A 20518-nucleotide genomic window follows, 5' to 3' on the forward strand; every position below is an offset into this window, starting at 1 on the left:
TGTATCTTATTGATAAATTTGGAGGTGTGTGTATGTTGTTCCGAGGAAATTCCATTTTGCTTAAGGTCAAGGACCCGGGCAGCTTCCTGACCCATTATATTGCCATGATTCTATCGATACTTGCAGCCATCCCCCTGTTTTACCGGATTGCGCAGAACCCGAGTCCGGAGAAACTTCTGGCGTTTGGCATATTCGCGCTGAGTATTGTACTTTTGTATGCCGCGAGTGCCACATATCATCTTTTTGATATTTCTCCCAAGGTCAACAAGCTGCTGAAAAAGATCGATCACATGATGATCTATCTGTTAATTGCCGGATCTTACACTCCGATCTGCGCGATTGCTCTCGGTGACCGTACGGGCTGGAGACTGCTGATCCTTGTATGGGCGCTGTCGCTTATTGGTATGGCTGTGAACATTATTTTTATCAATACTCCGAAATGGCTGAATTCTTTGATCTACATACTGCTCGGATGGACCTGCATCTTTGCCATTGTAAAAATACATGCGGCACTGACTGCTCCGGAATTTGCCCTGCTCCTCTCAGGCGGCATCATCTATACCATCGGCGGCGTAATCTATGCTCTGAAGCTTAAGATCTTTGACAGGCTGCCAAGGTTTTTTGGAAATCATGAGATTTTCCACTGCTTTGTCATTGCAGGCTCAATTTGCCACTATGGCGTGATGCTGCTCCTAGCGTGAAAGTAAGAGAGGAGCAGAACCGGGTTTCAGCCTATGAGTAAGGTTTCATTGCGGAGGACGGCTATCTCGGGGCTCGATTCATCCGAAATAACCTGTTTTACTGCTTCCATCCAGATAAATAATAATTTGATATTGGCTTTCCATAGGGTTTCTGATATAATTTTAACACATTATTATTAATGTTTTATTTATCTCAGAAAAGAGGGAGAGTATTTCAATGAAAAACCAGAAATGGATTTCGATCCTTGTAATTGCAGTGGGTGTCATCGCTGCAGTTTACTTTGGACTTGGCTCCAGAAACCTGGGCACCAGCAGCAGTGCCGCACCCGGCGATATCCCATCCGATGCCGTAACAGCAAGTGGTACCGCACAGGGTATGGAAGGTCCTGTTACTGTGGAAGTCACTGCAACCAAGGACAAGATTTATGCAATAAAGGTTACAGAGCAGAATGAAACAAAGGACATCGGAACCAAAGCCGTAGACCAGCTGCCTGCTGCCATTTTTTCAGCAAACAGCCTTGAGGTTGATGGTGTTTCCGGTGCAACCATTACATCCAATGCAATTAAGGAAGCAGCTGCAGCCGCTCTTACATCTGCAGGACTGGATCCGGCAGCCTTTGGATATACCAAGGCAGGCGGAGAGACCAAGGCAGCTTCGGAGGGCACAGCCAAGAAGGAGATCCCTGCAGATGCGGTAAAGGGAACCGGCACAGCCAAGGGCAACAACGGTGATGTCACAGTTGAAGTTACCATGGATGCCGATAACATCTATGATGTTAAGGTAACCAAGCATCAGGAAACGGAAGGCATCGGGACTAAGGCAATCGAGCAGGTTCCACCGGAAATCATTGAGAGAAATACAACCAAGGTAGATACGGTATCCGGTGCAACTGTGACCTCCAACGCCATCATCGAGGCAGTAAAAGCTGCAATCAAGGATGCAGGCTTTGATCCGGCTAAATTTGATGTTGCCAAAGCTGCCAATAAGGAAAAGGCAGAGGATGTAAGCTATGATACCGATGTTGTAATTGTCGGCGCAGGCGGTGCAGGTATGGTTGCTGCCATTGAAGCTGCCGATGCAGGTAAAAATGTCATCCTCGTCGAGTCTCAGACCATGGTTGGCGGTAACTCCATCCGCGCAACCGGAGGTCTCAATGCCGCCAAAACCAAGTGGCAGGATGCCAATGAGTTTAATGAGGGTGCCGGCGTAGAAGCCAAGCTCAAGACCGCAAGAGAGCAGTATGCAGATAATAAAGACATTCAGACTCTTGCAGATACCGTTGAGAAGCAGTGGGCAGAGTATCAGGCAGCTCCAAACGGATATTTTGATTCTCCGGAGCTTTTTGAACTTGATACCATGATCGGCGGTAAAGGCAAAAATGACTTTACTCTTGTAAAGACGCTGGTAGAAAATTCTTCTGCTGCCATTGACTGGCTGGATTCCATCGGTGCAGAAATGCATAATGTCGGATCCTTCGGCGGTGCTTCAGTAAAGCGTATTCATCGTCCGGTCAACGCAGAGGGCAAGACCACTGCCGTTGGTGCTTATATGGTTCCGATTCTGGAAAAGAATGTCAACGACCGTAAGAACATTCAGGTTCTTTTCTCCACTACTGCAGATAAGATCCTGATGGATGCGTCCGGTAAAAAGGCTGTCGGTATCCATGCAACCGGCGAAACCGGCAATAATGTCACCATCAACGCAGGTTCTGTTGTAATTACCACTGGTGGCTTTGGTGCCAACCTTGATATGGTAACAAAGTATCGTCCGGACCTTAAGGGCTTTATGACAACCAATGCCGCAGGTGCGCAGGGTCAGGGTATCGATATGGCTACTGCCGTTGGCGCCGCTACTGTAGATATGGATCAAATCCAGATTCATCCGACCGTGGAAGCCAACACTGCACATCTGATTACCGAGGGTCTCCGTGGTGACGGTGCTATCCTTGTGAACCAGGATGGTAAGCGTTTCGTTGATGAAGTAGGTACCAGAGATGTGGTTTCCGCTGCGGAAATCGCACAGCCGGGCTCTTACAGCTGGCTCATCGTAGATCAGAAGATGGTGGATGCCTCCGCTGTTATTCAGGGATACATCAAGTCCGGTTATACAAAGCAGGGTGACGATTACAAGGCACTTGCCAAGGAGCTGGAGATTGATCCGGATACACTGGATGCAACCATCAATACCTGGAATGGTTATGTTGCACAGAAGTCCGATCCTGACTTTAATCGTACTTCCTTTGCATCTCCGTTGGATACCGCTCCGTATTATGCAATTAAGGTAACTGCAGGTATTCACCATACCATGGGTGGTATTAAGATCGATAAGAATACAGAAGTGCTGAAGGAGGATGGTACTCCGATCGGAAATCTCTATGCTGCCGGTGAGGTTACCGGAGGCGTACACGGTGCAAACCGTCTTGGTGGAAATGCCGTTGCAGACTTCACTGTATTTGGCAGAATTGCCGGACAGCATGCTGCAGCCAACCTTGGCACTGCACAGGGGAGCAGCACTGCTGAGACAACTGCAAGTGCCACAGCTGAAACCAAAAAAGCTGCTTAATAAAATGATTTGACAACAGGAATGTCATAAAAGCGGACTGTCGCATGAGCGGTGGTCCGCTTTTAAAATCTCATATTTTTGTGACGCCTTTCCAGCGATTCCTGTCTGTTAGGATGAAAAGAGATGAATAGAGTAGTAAAAAAAGCAGATAATCAAAGTAGACGTAAGGGAGTAGTTCGCTTTCATGGAAGATAAAGACATCATCGACCTCTACTGGAGTCGATCGGAAGATGCCATACCTGAAACAGAAAAGAAGTATGGAAGATACTGTAAATATATCGCCGGAAACATTCTCAAAAATCCGGAGGATACAGAAGAGTGCCTGAATGATACGTGGCTCAGCGCCTGGCATGCCATGCCTGAGGCAAGACCCTCATTTTTAAAGGCATTTCTCGGAAAGATATCCAGAAATCTTGCGCTTAATAAATACGAAGAAATACATGCTAAAAAGCGTGGCGGCGGAGAAATCCCCGTCCTTTTGGATGAGCTTCAGGAAACATTGCCCGGGAAATCTGACGTTGAAGGGATTGTAGACCAGCAGGCTCTGATACATGTACTGAATCAGTTTCTCTCCGGACTGAAGGCAGAGGAGCGAAAGGTTTTTGTCCGGCGTTACTGGTATTGTGCTTCGATAAAGGAGATTGCGGGACAGTATGCGTTAAGTGAAAGCAAGGTCAAAATGACGTTAAAAAGAAGCCGCGATAAGCTCAGGGCAGAACTCATAAAAGGGGAAATTGCGATATGACAAGACAGGAAAAACTGCTGAATGCGATAGGAAAGATCGATGACCGTTACATAGAAGAAGCTGCGCCTCCGGAAGACAACGCTCCTGTCCTCCACATGCCAAACCGCAAAACGTCACACTTCAGGAGACAGGTATGGACTGCAGCCGCTACAGTTATCGTGGTACTCGGGTCCGGTATCGCGATTCATACCATAAAGCAGGCCAAGGTGAATGCTTACCGCTCCGAGCTTGCCGCCGGCATAGAAACAGAAACTTCCCCGGATCTCACTGAAGCAGCTCCGGAAATCCGAAGTAAAGCAGCAGCCGGGACAAAGGACAGCGCAGCGTTATCCATTGGCAATCCATGGATGGATTTTTCTACACTCGAGGAAGCAGAGCAGAGTGCCGGTATAACAATCGAGGCACCGGATGCATACGGTTCGTATACCTCGCTTACATACCGTGCGATACCCGGTGAGACTCTGGAAATCCTTTACTTAAGTCCCGGTCCCGCTGGTCAGGAGGGCTTCCGGATCCGGAAATCCCTTAGCTCCGATGACATCAGCGGAGATTACACAAGCTATGATGAGGAGAAAACACTTACACTTGAAGGACATGATGTGACGCTTCGGATGAAGGATGGCAAAGTTGGAAATGCAATCTGGTCTGCAAAAGATGGTGACGGCAAAACAACATACAGCTACGCGGTCGATGCCGGGCAGGAAGCATTCACAGAGGAAGACATGCTCGAGCTGATCCGGAAAATCAGCTGAACGTCACTGGTCGCGCAAAAAGCAGACGATCCAAATAGCCCGCCATGTCGTGAAAGAGAACAGGAGGTGGAATCATGAAGAAACAGCAGTTTAAGCCGATGCAGGATCCGCTCAGGACCTTTTGTAAGAAACTCCACTTTAAATACAGGAGCTTTGGTTTTGGCAGGAAAGCTTCAAAACGCCGAGTGCTTATAGTGGCGGGTGCTGTACTGCTGCTCGCGATGGGATGTCTCAATGCCTGCGGTGCGGGAGCTAAGGCGACGCAAAGCTTCCGGCAGGAGTTAAGCGCAGTTTCGCAAGAGGCGGACAGTTCCCGGGGTGAGACGGTCATGAGCGGAGACATGGCGTCAGGTACATCCGGTTTAAAAGCCGCGTCGGTTCATCCGTCTCCATATCCCGGGGCTTCCTCCGGCACCTCGGCACATGGGGAAGGCTCTTTGGAGGATACTGAAGAAGCTTTGATGGAAGACTCTTCGGATGATTTGACGGGAGCCACCAGTGAAGCTTCAGCTGCAGACAACAGCGCCGTCGGCAGCAACGAGATCCGCCCGGATCGGAAGCTCATCCGAAACGCCGATCTTTCCTTTGAAACGGATGATTTTGATGCCTTTCTTTCGGATATTTCGTCGGAAACCAAGGCACTGGGAGGCTATATTGAGAGTTCGGATATCCAGGGTACAGAAGGGCAGGCGGCAAGCACCTATGCATCTACGGACCGGTACGCAACCTTCACTCTGAGGATACCGTCCGAGAAGCTGGACAGCTTCCTAATGTTTGCATCCGGTAAAGCGCATCTCACACGGAAAACAGAAAATACACAGGATGTCACGCTTCAGTATCATGACATCGAGTCCAGGAAAAAGGCACTGACCGCAGAGCAGGATCGTCTTCTTGAGCTTATGGCGCAGGCAGAGTCCATGGATGCAGTGATTGCGATCGAGTCCCGGCTAAGTGACATTCGCTACCAGCTCGAGTCACTGGAATCCAACCTCCGGCTGTATGACAATCAGGTGCAATACTCGACTGTGACGCTCAGCGTAAAAGAAACTCGTGCCTTTACAACCGGTACGGGCGATCGTCTCCAGGACCGGATCCGGGAGGGGCTCAAGGAAAATACCGGAGCACTGGTCTCTGATGCGGCAAACCTTATGGTAAGCATCATCACGCATCTTCCGCAGATCCTCGTCACGCTCGCGGCTGTTGCGGTATTTGCATTCGCAGGGAAAAAAATCCGGAAAAAGCATTTGATGAGACGAAAAAGCCAGGATAAAACCGGCACTCCACAGGTTCCGGATGCGAATGCTTCTGCCACTGATGACACCCCGAAAGCATGATGGACTAAGGTTTGCTATGTATCGCATGGATTTCTCGCATGGTTATCTGTAATAAACCACGGTAAAGCTCTAGTCTACGCCACCTTTTGATATAAATACGTCACACGCTGCGATATCCTGGTCTCGCTGATACCGCAGCATGCAGGTGACATCAAAGCTCCTGCCAAAGGTGCCCGGGTTGCGCATCCAGGGAAAATGTGCTATGGTATGGGAAAATGAGCCTTGAGCGGAAGGAGATATTTTAGGTTAAAGCAAGGCTCATTAGCGCCAGGACCGTAATTGGTTGACGAGGATGACAGTGATCGAAAGACTCGGCGGATACTGTCACGGAGTAGTGAATCGACAGAGAAAACAGAAAAAGCGGAATCAAAACCGTAACAGAAGGTTTCTCACTCACAGTATATGAAATTCCGGCAGGATAAAAGGGCAGAGCAGTACTCTGCTTATTTAAAGTCGGCTTATTTAAGGCTTACGCATGTACGCATTTTTGATCGAGAGCCGCACCGGGATTTCACTTTGTGAGAGGAGAATTTTTTTATGTGTGGAATTGTTGGATATATTGGTAACGAGCAGGCTGCACCGATCCTTCTGGACGGACTTGCAAAGCTTGAGTACAGAGGCTATGACTCCGCCGGTATTGCCGTAAGAGACAACGACAATGAAATCAAAATTATAAAAGCCAAGGGACGTCTCAAAGTGCTGTCAGATAAAATCAACGGCGGCGCATCTTTAAAAGGTACCGCAGGCATCGGGCATACCCGCTGGGCTACCCACGGCGAGCCCTCGGAAACCAATGCGCACCCGCATATCAGCTTTCATCATACCGTAGTCGGTGTACACAACGGCATCATCGAAAATTTCCAGGAAATCAAAGAAAAGCTTCTGAAAAACGGATATGAATTTTATTCGCAGACGGACACCGAGATTGCGGTCAATCTTGTGGATTATTATTATCAGAAATACAAGCTTGGTCCGATAGACGCAATTTCCCGCGCCATGATACGATTCCGCGGATCCTATGCGCTTGAGTTCATGTTCCAGGATCATCCGGGTGAGCTTTACGCGGCACGGAAGGATGCACCGATGATCATCGGCACGGCAGAGGGTGAGAGCTATATTGCCTCCGATGTACCGGCAATTCTTAAATACGCAAGGAAGGTCTACTATATCGACAATGAAGAAATCGCCAAGGTTACCCCGGGAAAGGCTGAATTTTTTAACATTGACCAGGAACCTGTAGAGAAGGAGCTTGTCGAAATCCATATGGATGCTCAGGCTGCAGAAAAGGGCGGCTTTGAGCATTTCATGATGAAGGAAATCCATGAGCAGCCCAAGGCGGTGAGCGACACAATTCATTCCGTAGTAAAGAACGGCGCTCTGGATTTCAGCGCGATTGGACTCAGTGATGATGACCTCCGCAGGGTGAGTCAGATCTACATCGTTGCCTGCGGTTCTGCTTATCACGTTGGTGTGGTCAGCCAGTATGTGCTGGAAGGTCTTGCCAGGATCCCTGTGAGAGTAGAGCTTGCATCAGAGTTCCGCTACCGGAATCCGATTCTTGACCCGGACGGACTGGTGATTATTATAAGCCAGTCGGGAGAAACCGCCGATTCTCTTGCTGCGCTTCGTGAGGCTAAAAAGCGGGGACTCAGGACGCTTGCCATTGTGAATGTTGTCGGTTCGTCCATTGCACGGGAAGCGGATCATGTCTTCTACACGCTCGCCGGTCCGGAAATTGCTGTTGCCACAACCAAGGCATACAGCACGCAGCTGATCGCCGGATATGCACTTGCCATCGAGTTTGCAAGAGTACGAGGACAGATTGATAGTCTGCGATATGCGGAACTGATTTCCGCAATGGAGGCACTCCCGGAGCAGATCAGCAAGATCCTGGAGGATAAGGAGCGGATCCAGTGGTTTGCTTCCAAATACGCCAACGCACAGGATGTATTTTTTATCGGCAGAGGCATTGACTATGCCATCGGACTGGAAGGCTCCCTGAAGCTTAAGGAAATCAGCTACATCCATTCCGAAGCGTATGCGGCAGGAGAGCTTAAGCATGGGACCATCAGTTTGATTGAAAAGGGCACCCTTGTCGTCGGAATCCTGACACAGCCGGAGCTTTTTGAAAAGACCGTTTCAAACATGGTCGAAGTCAAGAGCCGTGGCGGATATCTGATGGGACTCACTACTGATGGTAATTATAATATAGAAGATACCGCAGATTTTACCGTATATGTTCCGTCCACTGACCCTTATTTTGCGACAAGCCTTGCCGTTGTACCGCTGCAACTTCTGGCATACTATGTCAGCGTCGCTAAAGGACTTGATGTTGATAAACCAAGAAATCTCGCAAAATCTGTCACCGTAGAATAAGTTAAATATAGTCTGACGTGCTTGATCGTTTAGAAAATATGAAACGATGAAGCGCCTTGAAGCAAAATAGTTACACCATTCACTTAGACGACTGATACAGACTGATACATAAGAGATCCGAATGCTTTTTGCGTCCGGGTCTCTTATATTTATGTACGCGTTATGATCATTTGTAATATATAATATTCCAGCCGAAAGGCTGTGATACATGTATACATTGTGCAATTATTCATATTCAAGGGAACTGGCAGAGATTCTTTTCTTGTGTAAGAATGACAATTATTTAACGTATAACTATTAATTTTTTATAAAAAAATATGCATTTATTCCTGTGCATTCATTGCTAATTTATTGTTCTTTTATAAAAAATTGGTTATAATACACAATGTCTATTAAATTTTTGGAGGTATACATATGGGTGTTTCCACTTTTAAAGGTGGCGTCCATCCTTATGACGGCAAGGATCTTGCGAAGGATCAGCCTATCGTAGAGATCAAGCCCGAGGGACTCATGGTATTCCCGCTTTCTCAGCACATCGGTGCCCCGGCGAAGCCAATCGTAGCCAAGGGTGACCATGTTCTGGTCGGTCAGAAGATCGCGGAAGCAGGCGGGTTTATTTCCGCTGTTGTAATTTCCTCGGTTTCCGGTACCGTAAAGGGTATCGAAAAGAGACTTACAGCCGGCGGTGCCATAGCTGACGCTATTATCATCGAAAACGACAAGCAGTATGAGACGATTCCGGGTTTCGGCGAAAAGAGAGATTATACAAAGCTCTCCAGAGACGAAATCGTAAGCATTGTAAAAGAAGCAGGTATTGTCGGACTTGGCGGTGCCGGTTTCCCGACCAATGTAAAGCTCATGCCAAAGGACATCAATAAGATTGACTATTTCCTCGTAAACGGAGCGGAATGTGAGCCATATCTCACATCTGACTACAGAGATATGATGGAAACTCCAGAGGAAATCATCGGCGGTCTGAAGGTTGTGCTCTCGATCTTCCCTAATGCCAAGGGTAAAATCTGCATTGAGGATAACAAGCCGGAAGCCATTGCCAGACTCTCCGAGATGGTAAAGGATGAGCCTAATATCGAGGTGCTCGGACTCAAGACCAAGTATCCGCAGGGTGGTGAGCGTCAGCTGATTTATGCAGTTACAGGACGAAAGATCAATTCTTCCATGCTGCCAGCCGATGCCGGTGTTGTTGTGGACAATATTGATACCATCGTTGCAATCTATGAGGCAGTATGTCTTCAGAAGCCTCTGGTACGGAAGATCCTTACGGTAACAGGTGATGCCGTTGCGCACCCCGGAAACTTCCGTGTACCACTTGGCACCAACTATCAGGAAGTCATTGCTGCAGCAGGCGGATTTAAGGTCGCTCCGGAAAAGATCATCTCCGGTGGTCCGATGATGGGTATCCCTCTGTTTAAGCTGGACATCCCGGTTGCTAAAAACTCAAGCTCAATCCTTGCGTTCCAGCATGATCAGGTTTCCGCAGAGCCGACAACCGCATGTATCAACTGCGGCCGCTGTGTAGCAGCTTGTCCTGAAAATCTGATGCCGACACTTATGATGAAGGCAGCTCTTGCCAAGAACAGTGCAAAATTTGAAGCACTCTATGGTATGGAGTGTATCGAGTGTGGATGCTGCTCTTATGTTTGTCCTGCCAAGAGACCGCTTACACAGGGCTTTAAGCAGATGAAGAGACGTGTCAACGGCGAGAGAAGAGCAGCAGCTGCCAAAGCTAAGGCCGAGGCTGCTAAAAAGGCTCAGCAGGAAGAAGCTAAAAAGGCAGAGGAGGTAAAGAAGTAATGGAAAACACAAAGCTTTTAAATCTTTCCGCCAATCCTCATATCCGTGACAACATCACGACCTCCTCAATCATGAGAGATGTAGTAATCGCAATGATCCCTACAACCATCTACGGTGTATTGCAGTGGGGGCTCAATGCGGCACTTGTTGTGATTTTTACCATCGCCTTTGCGGTACTCTCAGAGTATGTATACGAGAAGGCAATGAAGCTCCCGATCACCATCGGTGACTGGTCGGCAGCTGTAACCGGGCTGATCCTTGCACTGAACTGTCCTCCGGACATCCCGGTATGGATCCCCTGCCTCGGTGCGGTATTTGCCATCATTGTTATCAAGCAGCTTTATGGCGGACTTGGTCACAACTGGATGAACCCGGCACTTGGTGCAAGATGCTTCCTGCTGATTTCATTTGCGGGCAAGATGACATCCTTTACACCGGTTGGAGCAGATACCTTTTCCGGTGCAACTGCACTGGCTGTACTCAAGGCAGACCATGGTGCAACTGTAAGCCTTGTTGATGAGTTTATCGGTCGGATCCCCGGTACCATTGGTGAGGTTTCCAAGATTTGTCTTCTGATCGGTGCTGCATATCTGATTATCCGCAAGGTGATCTCTCCGAAGATTCCTTGTGTATACATTGCAACTGTTGCAGTATTTACCTTCCTCTTTGGAGGCTTTAACCTGATGTTCACTCTGGAAGAGATCCTGGGCGGCGGTCTGATTTTCGGTGCATTCTTTATGGCAACCGATTATGTGACATCACCGATTACACCTAATGGCCAGATTGTATTTGCAATCATCCTTGGCATCCTGACAGGTCTTTTCCGACTGTTCGGCGGTTCCGCGGAGGGTGTATCCTATGCGATCATCCTGACCAATATTCTGGTACCGGCGATCAATAGCGTAACGATTCCAAAGGCATTCGGAAAGGAGGGCAGCAAATCATGAAAAAGGATTCATTTGTAAGAGATGCCCTTGTTCTGACTCTCATTACATTGGTAGCAGGTTTTCTGCTCGGCGGTGCATATGGCATGACCAAGGACCGGATTGAGGAAATCAATAATAAATCCACCATGGAAGCCTATGCCAAGGTTATCCCGGCAGACTCCTATGATGACGAAGCTTACGCTGATGCACTTAAGCAGGCCACAGATGATGGCACGATTGCAGCAAATCATGCAGGCACAAAATTTTACTCCGTTGTAGCAGCCAAGGATGCCTCCGGTAACGAAATTGGTTATATCGTAAAGGCCTCCAATGCCGGATACGGCGGAGATGACATTGTTGTCGTAGGTGTCTCTCCGGATCTTAAGATCACCGGTATTTCCTTCCCGGAAGCACTTCCGGAGACTGCTGGTCTTGGACAGAAGGCAACCGAGCCCGCATTCTATGAGCAGTTTGCCGGTAAGGGTATGAACCTGTCCGTTAAAAAGGGCGGTGGAGCAGGAGAGGATGAAATTGATGCCATCTCTGGCGCAACCATCACATCCACGGCAGTTACCAATTCTGTAAATGCTTCTACAGAATTTGTACAGGATTATATCTTAAATAAAAAGTAAAGAAGGAGGAGACGGATATGAACAAATATGTTGAACGTATTTACAACGGTATCATCAAAGAGAACCCTACCTTCGTAATCATGCTTGGTATGTGTCCTACGCTGGCTACTACAACCAGTGCCATCAATGCAATTGGTATGGGACTTTCCACTACGGCCGTTCTCGTGTTTTCCAACCTGCTGATTTCAGCTCTGAGACATGTGATTCCGGATCGCATGAGACTGCCCGGCGAGATCGTCGTAGTAGCTTCTCTGGTAACCATCGTGCAAATGCTGATCCAGGCCTATGTACCAAGCATTTATTCCGCTCTTGGTATCTACATCCCGCTGATCGTAGTGAACTGCATCATCCTGGGACGTGCAGAGGCTTATGCCCTTTTTAACCCGCCACTGCTTTCTTTCTGTGACGGTCTCGGCATGGGACTTGGATTTACCTTTGCACTGACTGTACTTGGTTCCATCCGTGAACTGCTAGGTGCCGGATCCATTTTCGGCTTCCAGCTCATCCCGGAGGCATACCATATCAGTATCATGGTTCTGGCTCCCGGAGCATTCCTTGTACTGGCTGTACTTACTGCAATCCAGAACAAGCTGAAACTGCCATCCGCAACCAACGGTGATGCTGAGAATCCGGAGTTCGTATGCAGCGGAAACTGCATGGGCTGCTTCGCAGAGAGCGAGGAAAAGGCTCAGGCTCCTGTAAAGAAGGAGGCTTAAGCACATGGTACATCTTTTACTGATTGCAATTAAATACTCACTGGTATCAAACGTCGTTCTGAGCCAGTTCCTTGGTATCTGCGCATTTCTTGGTGTTTCCAAGAAGGTGGATTCCTCCAAGGGTATGGGCGCCGCAGTTATCTTTGTTATCTGCCTTGCATCCTTTGTAACACATCTGATCTACATCGCATTTCTCAGTGCGACCAGTCCTCTGTGTAAAGCTCTGGGACTTAAGGATGGCCTGGAATATCTTAATACCATTGTATTTATCCTGGTTATTGCCGCACTGGTTCAGTTTGTTGAGATGTTTATGAAGAAAAATATGAAGGGTCTCTATGATGCCCTTGGTGTTTATCTTCCTCTGATCACTACCAACTGCGCTGTACTCGGTGTTGCTCTTAATAACGTATCCTATGGATACAATATGGCAGAGTGTATCGTTTACGGTCTTGGTATTTCCATTGGATTTGCACTTGCACTGATTCTGATGGCAACAATCCGTGAAGATATCATCGAAGGAAATGACAAGATTCCACATTCCTTCCAGGGATCTCCGATCGTTCTGATTACAGCTTCCCTGATGGCGATTGCATTCTTTGGATTCAGCGGACTGATTTAAGGAGGTAGTAGAGCATATGGTAACATTTATCGTTGTCGCTGCCGCCCTCGTCGGTGCGACTGGTCTGATCCTTGGTATGTTTCTTGGTGTTGCATCCGAGAAATTCAAGGTTAACGTTGATGAAACAGAAGCTGCAGTAAGAGCAGCTCTCCCGGGCAACAACTGTGGTGCCTGCGGTTTCCCCGGATGTGACGGCTGTGCCAAGGCGATTGCTTCCGGTGAAGCTCCTGCCAATCAGTGTCCTGTCGGTGGTCAGCCTGTTGCGGAAAAAATCGCCGCAATCCTGGGTACCTCTGCCGGAGATGCCAAGGAAAAGCAGGTTGCCTTTGTAAGATGTCAGGGCGACTGCAGTAAGGCAAAGCAGACATATAAATACTCTGGAATTGCAGACTGCGCAGATCTCTCTGTAGTTCCTAACGGTTCCGAGAAGGAATGCCCGTACTCCTGCTGTGGATATGGCTCTTGTGTAAAGGCCTGCCAGTTTGATGCGATTCACATCGTTAACGGCGTTGCTGTTGTCGATAAGGAGAAGTGCACTTCCTGCGGAGCTTGTATCAAGGCTTGTCCTAAGAACATCATCACACTGGTTCCATATAAGAAAAAGCACATTGTTGCCTGCATGAGCCACTTAAAGGGCAAGACTGTGCGTGACGCCTGCTCCATCGGCTGTATTGCCTGCGGTCTCTGTGAGAAAAACTGTCCGTTTGATGCGATCCATGTCATCGATGATCTCGCGGTCATGAATGAAAAGTGCAAGGACTGCGGCATTTGTGCCCAGAAGTGTCCGACCGGTGCGATTACCGGTAAGCGTCCGGTAAATCCTGCAGCTAAAAAGCCGGCAGCTCCAAAAACCGCTCCAGCTCCAAAGGCTGTAGAAGCTAAAACAGTACCGGCTGAAAATGCGGTTTCGACTGCAGCAGCACCAAAGGCTCCTGTTGAGGCAGCAGCTTCCAAGGAGACTCCGGCACAGGCTTGATGCTTTTTGTATTGTCTCCATACATTGCTGCAGGTATTGTTTTCTTCATTCATCTTACCCATCTACGCAATGCTTTACAGTATTGTATCTGCGAGGCAGGCACTATAAAAATGAAATAATCGTATCATTAAGAACTGTATCCTTTGGGTACAGTTCTTTTTTTGTTAAAAGTAAGGCAAAGATATCGTGGGGACAGAATAATTCCAAATGCTTTATTACAAATTGCTAAATTCCCGGCACTAAAGGCATTCCTTTGCTATAATGCCATTAAAGAGGTATCCATGACCGATCTCTTGCACTATCAATATATAATGTAATCTGAAATAATCTATCGGTTTACAGGGAGCCATTTGTCCTGAGGGGGATGTACTACAACCTCTCAATGTTCCGTCAAAAGTCAATATACAGGAGGAATTTAAATCGCATGAATACAGACGGTAAAAGCCGTACAGGATCCACGGAAATGCATACGCTCCGGTATCGGACAAGACCTGTGGAAGCATCCTATGAGGATGATTTTGACGAGGAGTTTCAGCGGGGCAGTCATGTACTGCGGAGAACACCATCCTCAAGAAGCGCCACAGATTGCCAAGACACAGATAAGATCAATGTACATCGGACCGCATCCGCGCGTACAAAGCAATACCGTGATGATCCTTATGAAAATTCAATAAGATCAACACATTCTGCCGGTTCTATGCAATCAGATCCCCGACGAATGCAGCTTAATCCCGGGAATCCCCGCCGTCAGCACCGCAGAAAAAAGAAATTCTGGAAGCCCATCATCGCGATGGTGCTGATCCTCATGATCCTGTTTGGTGCGTGGAGCTTCCTTCGGCCTTACATCGGTAATAAATACTGGACACTGGCTGTATTTGGCGTGGACTCGAGAGATGGAAATCTGGAAGCAGGCGCCTTATCCGATGTCATCATGGTGGCAAGCATCAATCGCCGTACCAAGGACGTGACCCTGGTATCCGTTTACCGGGATACCTATACCCAGATTGATGATAAAGGGACTTACCATAAGCTGAACGAGGCTTACTTCAAGGGTGGCCATACACAGGCGGTACATGCATTGGAAAGAAACCTGGATCTTAAAATTGATGACTACATTACGTTTAACTGGGCCGCTGTCGCCAAAGGCATCAATGCGCTCGGCGGCGTCGATCTGGAACTGAGCGACGCAGAGTTTTCCTATATCAATGCATTTATCACGGAAACCGTCAATTCTACAGGGATTGGTTCCACACAGCTCACCCACGCGGGCGCCAATCATCTTGACGGTGTCCAGGCCGTAGCGTATGGACGGCTGCGTCTCATGGACACAGATTTTAACCGCACCGCCCGGCAGCGTAAGGTCATAAGCCTCGCTCTCGACAAAGCAAAGCAGGCAGATAAAAAAACGCTCGTTTCCGCCGCTGTCCAGGTCATCCCCATGCTGCATACCAGCATCGGCGCATCGGATCTTGCGGAGCTTGCGCAAAATGCCGGAAGCTATAACATCAAAACTTCCACCGGATTTCCATTTGCACGGGCAACCATGAATGTCGGCAAGATGAATGTCGTCGTTCCCGCGACGCTGCGCAGTAATGTCGTTGACCTGCATAAGCTGCTGTATGATGACCAGAATTACGCCGTATCTGATACCGTAGCTAAAATCAGCGCCCATATCGGGGAGGTCACCGGCGTTGTGGATCCGGAGGCACCGGCACCGGAAGCAGGAACCGGTGGCGGCAAGGCAAAATCCGGCAAGTCTAACACTTCTGTAAAAACAGCTAAGACACCTGAAATTGAAACAGAGGAGATTTTAGCGGAAATCGAAGCAGAAACTACAGCATCCCCTGCTGCATCTGAAACCAGCCGCGCTGCAAAGGAAAACGAAACCATCGAGTCCATTGATGAGCTGAAATCCAATAAAGAGCAGAAAACTAATACAGACACAGATAAGAACAGTTCCTCCGCCAAACTAAATGGCATCGAGGGTCCCGGAGGTAAGCTCACGGAATCTACCGAGGGAGAAGAAAAGTCCACGCAGCGTACAGAGACTAAGACGGCAGATGACATGTCTATAGAAGTCACGGAAACCACAGCCGGAAGTAAGGATCGTAAGCAAAACAGCAAGAACACGGAAACGTCAGTTGAACAAGAGAATACTGCTGAAACAAAGAGCACCAAGAGCAGCTCCACTAAATCCGGGTCGGATACGAACGCAGCCTCCGAAACCATTTCCAGCGGACCGGGGCGTGACAACTCCGATGCAGACAGCAGCGCAGGTCCCGGCGTGAGCTAATCATACATTCACCAAATGGGGCATTTATAAAATCAGCTGAGCAAGGATGCTGCAGTTTAAGAAGGAGAGCATAATTACCATGCATACGGTTTTATCTATCGCGGGAAGCGATGCAAGTGGCGGCGCAGGCATTCAGGCGGACCTGAAAACCGTGCTTGCCCACCATGTTTACGGAATGACTGCCATTACCGCACTGACCGCACAAAATACATGCGGTGTCCAGGCAATTGCACCGGTGACGCCTGCATTTCTCACAGCACAGATTGACTCTGTGTTTACGGATATCTTTCCAGATGCAGTTAAAATCGGCATGATCCCGTCGGGGGAGCTTTGCGACGTGATCGCGGAAAGATTACGCTTTTACAAGGCACGCCAGATTGTTTTAGATCCTGTCATGGTGGCGACCAGCGGCGCAAGTTTGAGTGGAAACGGTGCCTTGCAGTCACTCAAGTCTAATCTTCTCCCTCTTGCAACGATTGTGACTCCCAACATTCCGGAGACCGAGGTGCTCGCGGAGATGACGCTTAACTCAAGTCAGGATATGGAACTTGCCGCGCGCGCGATTTCCGGACGCTTTGGCTGTGCCGTCCTGGTAAAAGGCGGTCATCGGCTCAATGACGCCAATGATTATCTTTATGCTGACGGCAAAGGTGTCTGGTTTCAGGGAAAGCGCATTAACAATCCCAATACACATGGTACCGGATGCACCTTGTCCTCGGCGATCGCGTCCAATCTCGCCAAAGGACTGGATCTGGAACACTCCGTACGCTATGCTAAAAATTATATCTCCGGAGCTCTGAATGCTATGCTGGATCTAGGCAAAGGCTCAGGTCCCATGGATCATGGATTTATGATCAAGGGCGACTATAGCAAAGTATAGATTAGCCATAGGACGGAACACATCAATATAAGTCTTTGTAAAATCCGCAGACATCAGCTGCGGATTTTTTAATCTTTTTTTAACATTACCATTTCCATAGATTTTACTTCCTGTCAGTAGACTAGAGCACGTTCAATGAGAAATTGATATTCATAAACGGGAATCTTTTATGTCATTAAGGAAAGGTCTATGTCTGAAATATCTCTTGTAAATGTTTCCAAGCTCTATAAAAACGGATTCTATGCCGTGAAAGACTGCAATGTCACAATCCACGACCATGAGTTTTTTATGATTATCGGTCCCTCTGGCTGCGGTAAATCCACCACACTCCGTATGATCGCAGGGCTGGAAAAAATCAGCAGCGGCGAGCTCTACATTGACGGAGAGCTCAGCAACATGCTGGAGCCGCAGGAGCGGAATCTTGCGATGGTTTTCCAGAATTATGCGCTCTACCCGCACATGACGGTTTTTGACAATATCGCATTCAGCCTGAAGGTTCGTAAGCTCCCTAAAGAAGAAATAGAACGGCAGGTCATGAGCGTAGCTGATATGCTTGGAATCTCCGCACTTCTTCACAGGAAGCCCGCGGCACTCTCCGGTGGACAGCGGCAGAGAGTCGCCATCGGTTCCGCCATTGTAAGAAATGCCAGGGCGTTTCTCATGGATGAGCCGCTCTCTAATCTCGATGCCAAGCTCCGTGCCGAAATGCGCGTGGAGCTTTCCAGACTGCATAAAAAGCTCAACGCCACCATGATCTACGTAACGCATGATCAGGTCGAAGCTATGACACTTGCCGACCGTATCATGGTCATGAAGGATGGTATTGTACAGCAGGTGGCTGCTCCAATGGAGCTCTACCGGCATCCGATCAATCAGTTTGTAGCCGGTTTTATCGGGAGCCCGGAAATGAATTTTATCCCGGTCAAATCCCGGGAGGATGCCTTCGGCTTTTCCCTCATTGGTAAAAATCTTAAGGTAAAAGCCGATGAAACGGTAGAAAGTGCCGTTCATGGGGATAGCCATAATGAAACTCTTCATGGAAATTATGCACAGAAGGATCTGATTCTTGGAGTCCGTCCGGAGGATTTTATCCCGGTATCCAGCTATCAGGCTGCAGACTTCCTGTTTGAGCCGGCTGTTGTAGAGAATCTCGGTAATGATTATCTGCTCCATGGATATATGGTGTCTGCTGCAGATCCTTTTGGCATTTCCCGTAAAAAAGAAAAAATGATTGTTATCAGTATGAAACGGAACGATACAATTTCCGACCACGACCGGATTCCAATGCAGATTGTCACAGAACATATGCAGCTTTTTGATCCGGAAAGTGGAAGAAATCTTCTGTATCCGGGAACTCCTGCCGATCCGGAAACATTAGCAACAGAAAGGAGGCAAGCATGAATCACAGCAGTTCCAGAATTTCCCGCATCCGAAACGTATTTTCTGCCACAGAACCATATCTTTATCTCGTCCCAAGCATCCTCATTTTTTCCATCTTTTTGTTCTGGCCGTTTTTAAAAACTATATATCTCAGCTTTTATAAAACCAACAAGCTTGGACAGGCAAAACTGTTTGTGGGTATTGGGAATTATAAAGAGTTGTTTCAATCGAGTACCTTTATCAACTCCCTGTATGTAACTCTGGTTTTTGTCATCATCGTTGTTTCCATCAGCATGCTGCTGGGTCTGATCGGTGCAATACTTTGCAATAAGACATTCCCCGGTATACGCTTTTTCAGTACAGCGTATGCTTTGCCTATGGCAATCGCCTCAAGCTCCGCCGCGATGATTTTCCGGATTATGCTGCATCCATCCATCGGCATCGTAAACAAGCTCCTGCATCTCAATATCAACTGGCTCGCAGACCCGAGATACGCGCTGGTCCTCGTTGCGATCCTCACCGGATGGCTGAACAGCGGCATTGACTTCCTTTACTTTTCCGCAGGTCTTGCGAGCATTGATGAAACCATTTATGAGAGAGCTTCTGTGGACGGAGCCGGTCCGGTCCGCCAGTTTGTCCATCTGACATTACCTGGACTGAGTCCCATCCTGTTTTATACCATCGTTGTTAATATCATCCAGGCATTCCAGTCCTTCGGTCAGGTCAAGATCCTGACACAAGGCGGTCCCGGAGATGCCACCAACCTGATCGTATACTCCATCTACCGCGATGCATTTTTTAATTACCGCTTCGGAAGCGCCGCAGCAGAGTCTGTTATCCTGTTTGTCATTATCATGTGCCTTACCTTACTTATGTTTAAGGCAGAGAAGAAAGGAGTCAGCTACTGATGTCCACACTCACCAAAGAGGAAATCGATCATCTAAAAAATACTGCCAATGCAAAAGCGCTTCAAAGGCGCCGCTTAAAAACAAGTGCTTTGCTGATCACCAATGTAATTTTTGCATTCCTCATCCTTCTGCCGCTCTTATATGCTGTAAGCATTGCGTTTATGCCCTCAGGAGAGCTGTTTTCTACGGAAATGAACCTGCTACCAAAGCACCCGACGCTTACAAATTTCCGGGATGCGCTTCAGAAGGTTCCTCTGTTCCGCTTTGTACTGAATTCCTTTATAGTGGCGGGACTGATCACGATCGGACAGATCATTTCCTGCTCACTCGCGGCGTTTTCCTTTTCCTTCCTTAATTTTAAAGGGAAAGAAGTCCTGTTTATGCTGCTCATGGCAACTATGATGATCCCGGGAGAGGCTACCATTATTTCCAATTATTTGACGGTCAGCGGATGGGGGTGGCTGGACAGTTACCACGTCCTTATCATTCCTTATCTGACCTCCGCTATGGGAATCTTTCTTTTCCGGCAGTTCTACAAGTCCTTCCCGATTTCTCTCTATGAATCGGCGATGATTGATGGATGCTCCAACATTCGCTTTATCTTCAGAATCCTGCTTCCGCTCACCAAATCCGCGATCGGAGCCATGGCAGTATATACCTTTATCAATGCCTGGAACATGTATATGTGGCCGCTGCTTGTCACCGGCTCCCAGCAGATGCGGACCGTGCAGATCGGAATTTCCATGCTCAATTCTGTAGACGCGCAGTCCATGACACTGATGATTGCCGGTGTAGTAATTATCATCCTGCCATCCATATCCATCTTTATCATTGGTCAGAAGCAGCTGATCCGCGGCATGTTTTCCGGCGCTGTCAAGGGCTGATCCCTATCCCTTTTGAGGTCC

Annotated in this window: 16 protein-coding genes and 1 pseudogene; all 17 read left to right on the plus strand. The window is 48.1% G+C overall.

Annotated features, from left to right (window positions below; translation table 11 throughout):
- Positions 1 to 32: 32 nt before the first annotated feature.
- A complete protein-coding gene (gene trhA / locus ACTNEN_RS05770; RefSeq protein WP_441205098.1) occupies positions 33 to 701 on the plus strand; it encodes a PAQR family membrane homeostasis protein TrhA in 669 nt (222 codons plus the stop codon).
- Between the two features lie 217 nt (positions 702 to 918).
- Entirely contained in the window at positions 919 to 3264 is a 2346-nt protein-coding gene (locus ACTNEN_RS05775; protein ID WP_441205099.1) for a flavocytochrome c, read from the plus strand.
- Between the two features lie 184 nt (positions 3265 to 3448).
- Positions 3449 to 4009, plus strand: coding sequence for an RNA polymerase sigma factor (locus tag ACTNEN_RS05780; protein ID WP_441205100.1), 561 nt, complete (start codon positions 3449 to 3451; stop codon positions 4007 to 4009).
- The gene (locus tag ACTNEN_RS05785) at positions 4006 to 4761 is read left to right on the plus strand and encodes a hypothetical protein (protein ID WP_441205101.1); all 756 of its coding nucleotides are present in this window, start codon (positions 4006 to 4008) and stop codon (positions 4759 to 4761) included. Before ACTNEN_RS05780 ends, ACTNEN_RS05785 begins: the two co-directional genes overlap by 4 nt.
- Before the next feature lie 74 nt (positions 4762 to 4835).
- On the plus strand, positions 4836 to 6095 hold the full coding sequence (locus ACTNEN_RS05790) for a DUF4349 domain-containing protein (RefSeq protein ID WP_441205102.1): 1260 nt from the start codon (positions 4836 to 4838) through the stop codon (positions 6093 to 6095).
- 537 nt (positions 6096 to 6632) lie between these two features.
- Entirely contained in the window at positions 6633 to 8471 is a 1839-nt protein-coding gene (glmS, locus tag ACTNEN_RS05795; RefSeq protein ID WP_441205103.1) for a glutamine--fructose-6-phosphate transaminase (isomerizing), read from the plus strand.
- A 414-nt stretch (positions 8472 to 8885) separates the two neighbouring features.
- A complete protein-coding gene (gene rsxC, locus ACTNEN_RS05800) occupies positions 8886 to 10283 on the plus strand; it encodes an electron transport complex subunit RsxC (protein WP_441205104.1) in 1398 nt (465 codons plus the stop codon).
- Positions 10283 to 11230, plus strand: a complete 948-nt coding sequence (locus ACTNEN_RS05805) for an RnfABCDGE type electron transport complex subunit D (RefSeq protein WP_441205105.1) — start codon at positions 10283 to 10285, stop codon at positions 11228 to 11230. The genes rsxC and ACTNEN_RS05805 overlap by 1 nt, the downstream gene beginning before the upstream one ends.
- Positions 11227 to 11841: an RnfABCDGE type electron transport complex subunit G gene (locus tag ACTNEN_RS05810; protein ID WP_441205106.1), complete on the plus strand. Its 615-nt coding sequence runs from the start codon at positions 11227 to 11229 to the stop codon at positions 11839 to 11841. Before ACTNEN_RS05805 ends, ACTNEN_RS05810 begins: the two co-directional genes overlap by 4 nt.
- 17 nt (positions 11842 to 11858) lie before the next feature.
- Positions 11859 to 12557, plus strand: a complete 699-nt coding sequence (rsxE, locus tag ACTNEN_RS05815) for an electron transport complex subunit RsxE (RefSeq protein ID WP_441205107.1) — start codon at positions 11859 to 11861, stop codon at positions 12555 to 12557.
- A 4-nt stretch (positions 12558 to 12561) separates the two neighbouring features.
- Complete coding sequence (locus ACTNEN_RS05820; protein WP_441205108.1) at positions 12562 to 13176, plus strand: electron transport complex protein RnfA; 615 nt, start codon at positions 12562 to 12564, stop codon at positions 13174 to 13176.
- Positions 13177 to 13192: 16 nt separating this feature from the next.
- Positions 13193 to 13975: pseudogene (locus tag ACTNEN_RS05825) on the plus strand (RnfABCDGE type electron transport complex subunit B); the annotation flags it as partial.
- A 601-nt stretch (positions 13976 to 14576) separates the two neighbouring features.
- Entirely contained in the window at positions 14577 to 16445 is a 1869-nt protein-coding gene (locus tag ACTNEN_RS05830) for an LCP family glycopolymer transferase (RefSeq protein ID WP_441205109.1), read from the plus strand.
- Between the two features lie 79 nt (positions 16446 to 16524).
- Positions 16525 to 17325 carry a bifunctional hydroxymethylpyrimidine kinase/phosphomethylpyrimidine kinase gene (gene thiD / locus ACTNEN_RS05835; RefSeq protein ID WP_441205110.1) on the plus strand — a complete coding sequence of 267 codons (801 nt, stop codon included), beginning with the start codon at positions 16525 to 16527 and terminating at the stop codon, positions 17323 to 17325.
- Between the two features lie 189 nt (positions 17326 to 17514).
- Positions 17515 to 18726: an ABC transporter ATP-binding protein gene (locus ACTNEN_RS05840; RefSeq protein ID WP_441205111.1), complete on the plus strand. Its 1212-nt coding sequence runs from the start codon at positions 17515 to 17517 to the stop codon at positions 18724 to 18726.
- Entirely contained in the window at positions 18723 to 19613 is an 891-nt protein-coding gene (locus ACTNEN_RS05845) for a carbohydrate ABC transporter permease (RefSeq protein WP_441205112.1), read from the plus strand. Before ACTNEN_RS05840 ends, ACTNEN_RS05845 begins: the two co-directional genes overlap by 4 nt.
- Positions 19613 to 20497: a carbohydrate ABC transporter permease gene (locus ACTNEN_RS05850; RefSeq protein ID WP_441205113.1), complete on the plus strand. Its 885-nt coding sequence runs from the start codon at positions 19613 to 19615 to the stop codon at positions 20495 to 20497. The genes ACTNEN_RS05845 and ACTNEN_RS05850 overlap by 1 nt, the downstream gene beginning before the upstream one ends.
- Positions 20498 to 20518 lie beyond the last annotated feature (21 nt).

It is taken from the genome of Oribacterium sp. HCP28S3_H8, assembly GCF_052064775.1.
Taxonomy (GTDB): domain Bacteria; phylum Bacillota; class Clostridia; order Lachnospirales; family Lachnospiraceae; genus Oribacterium.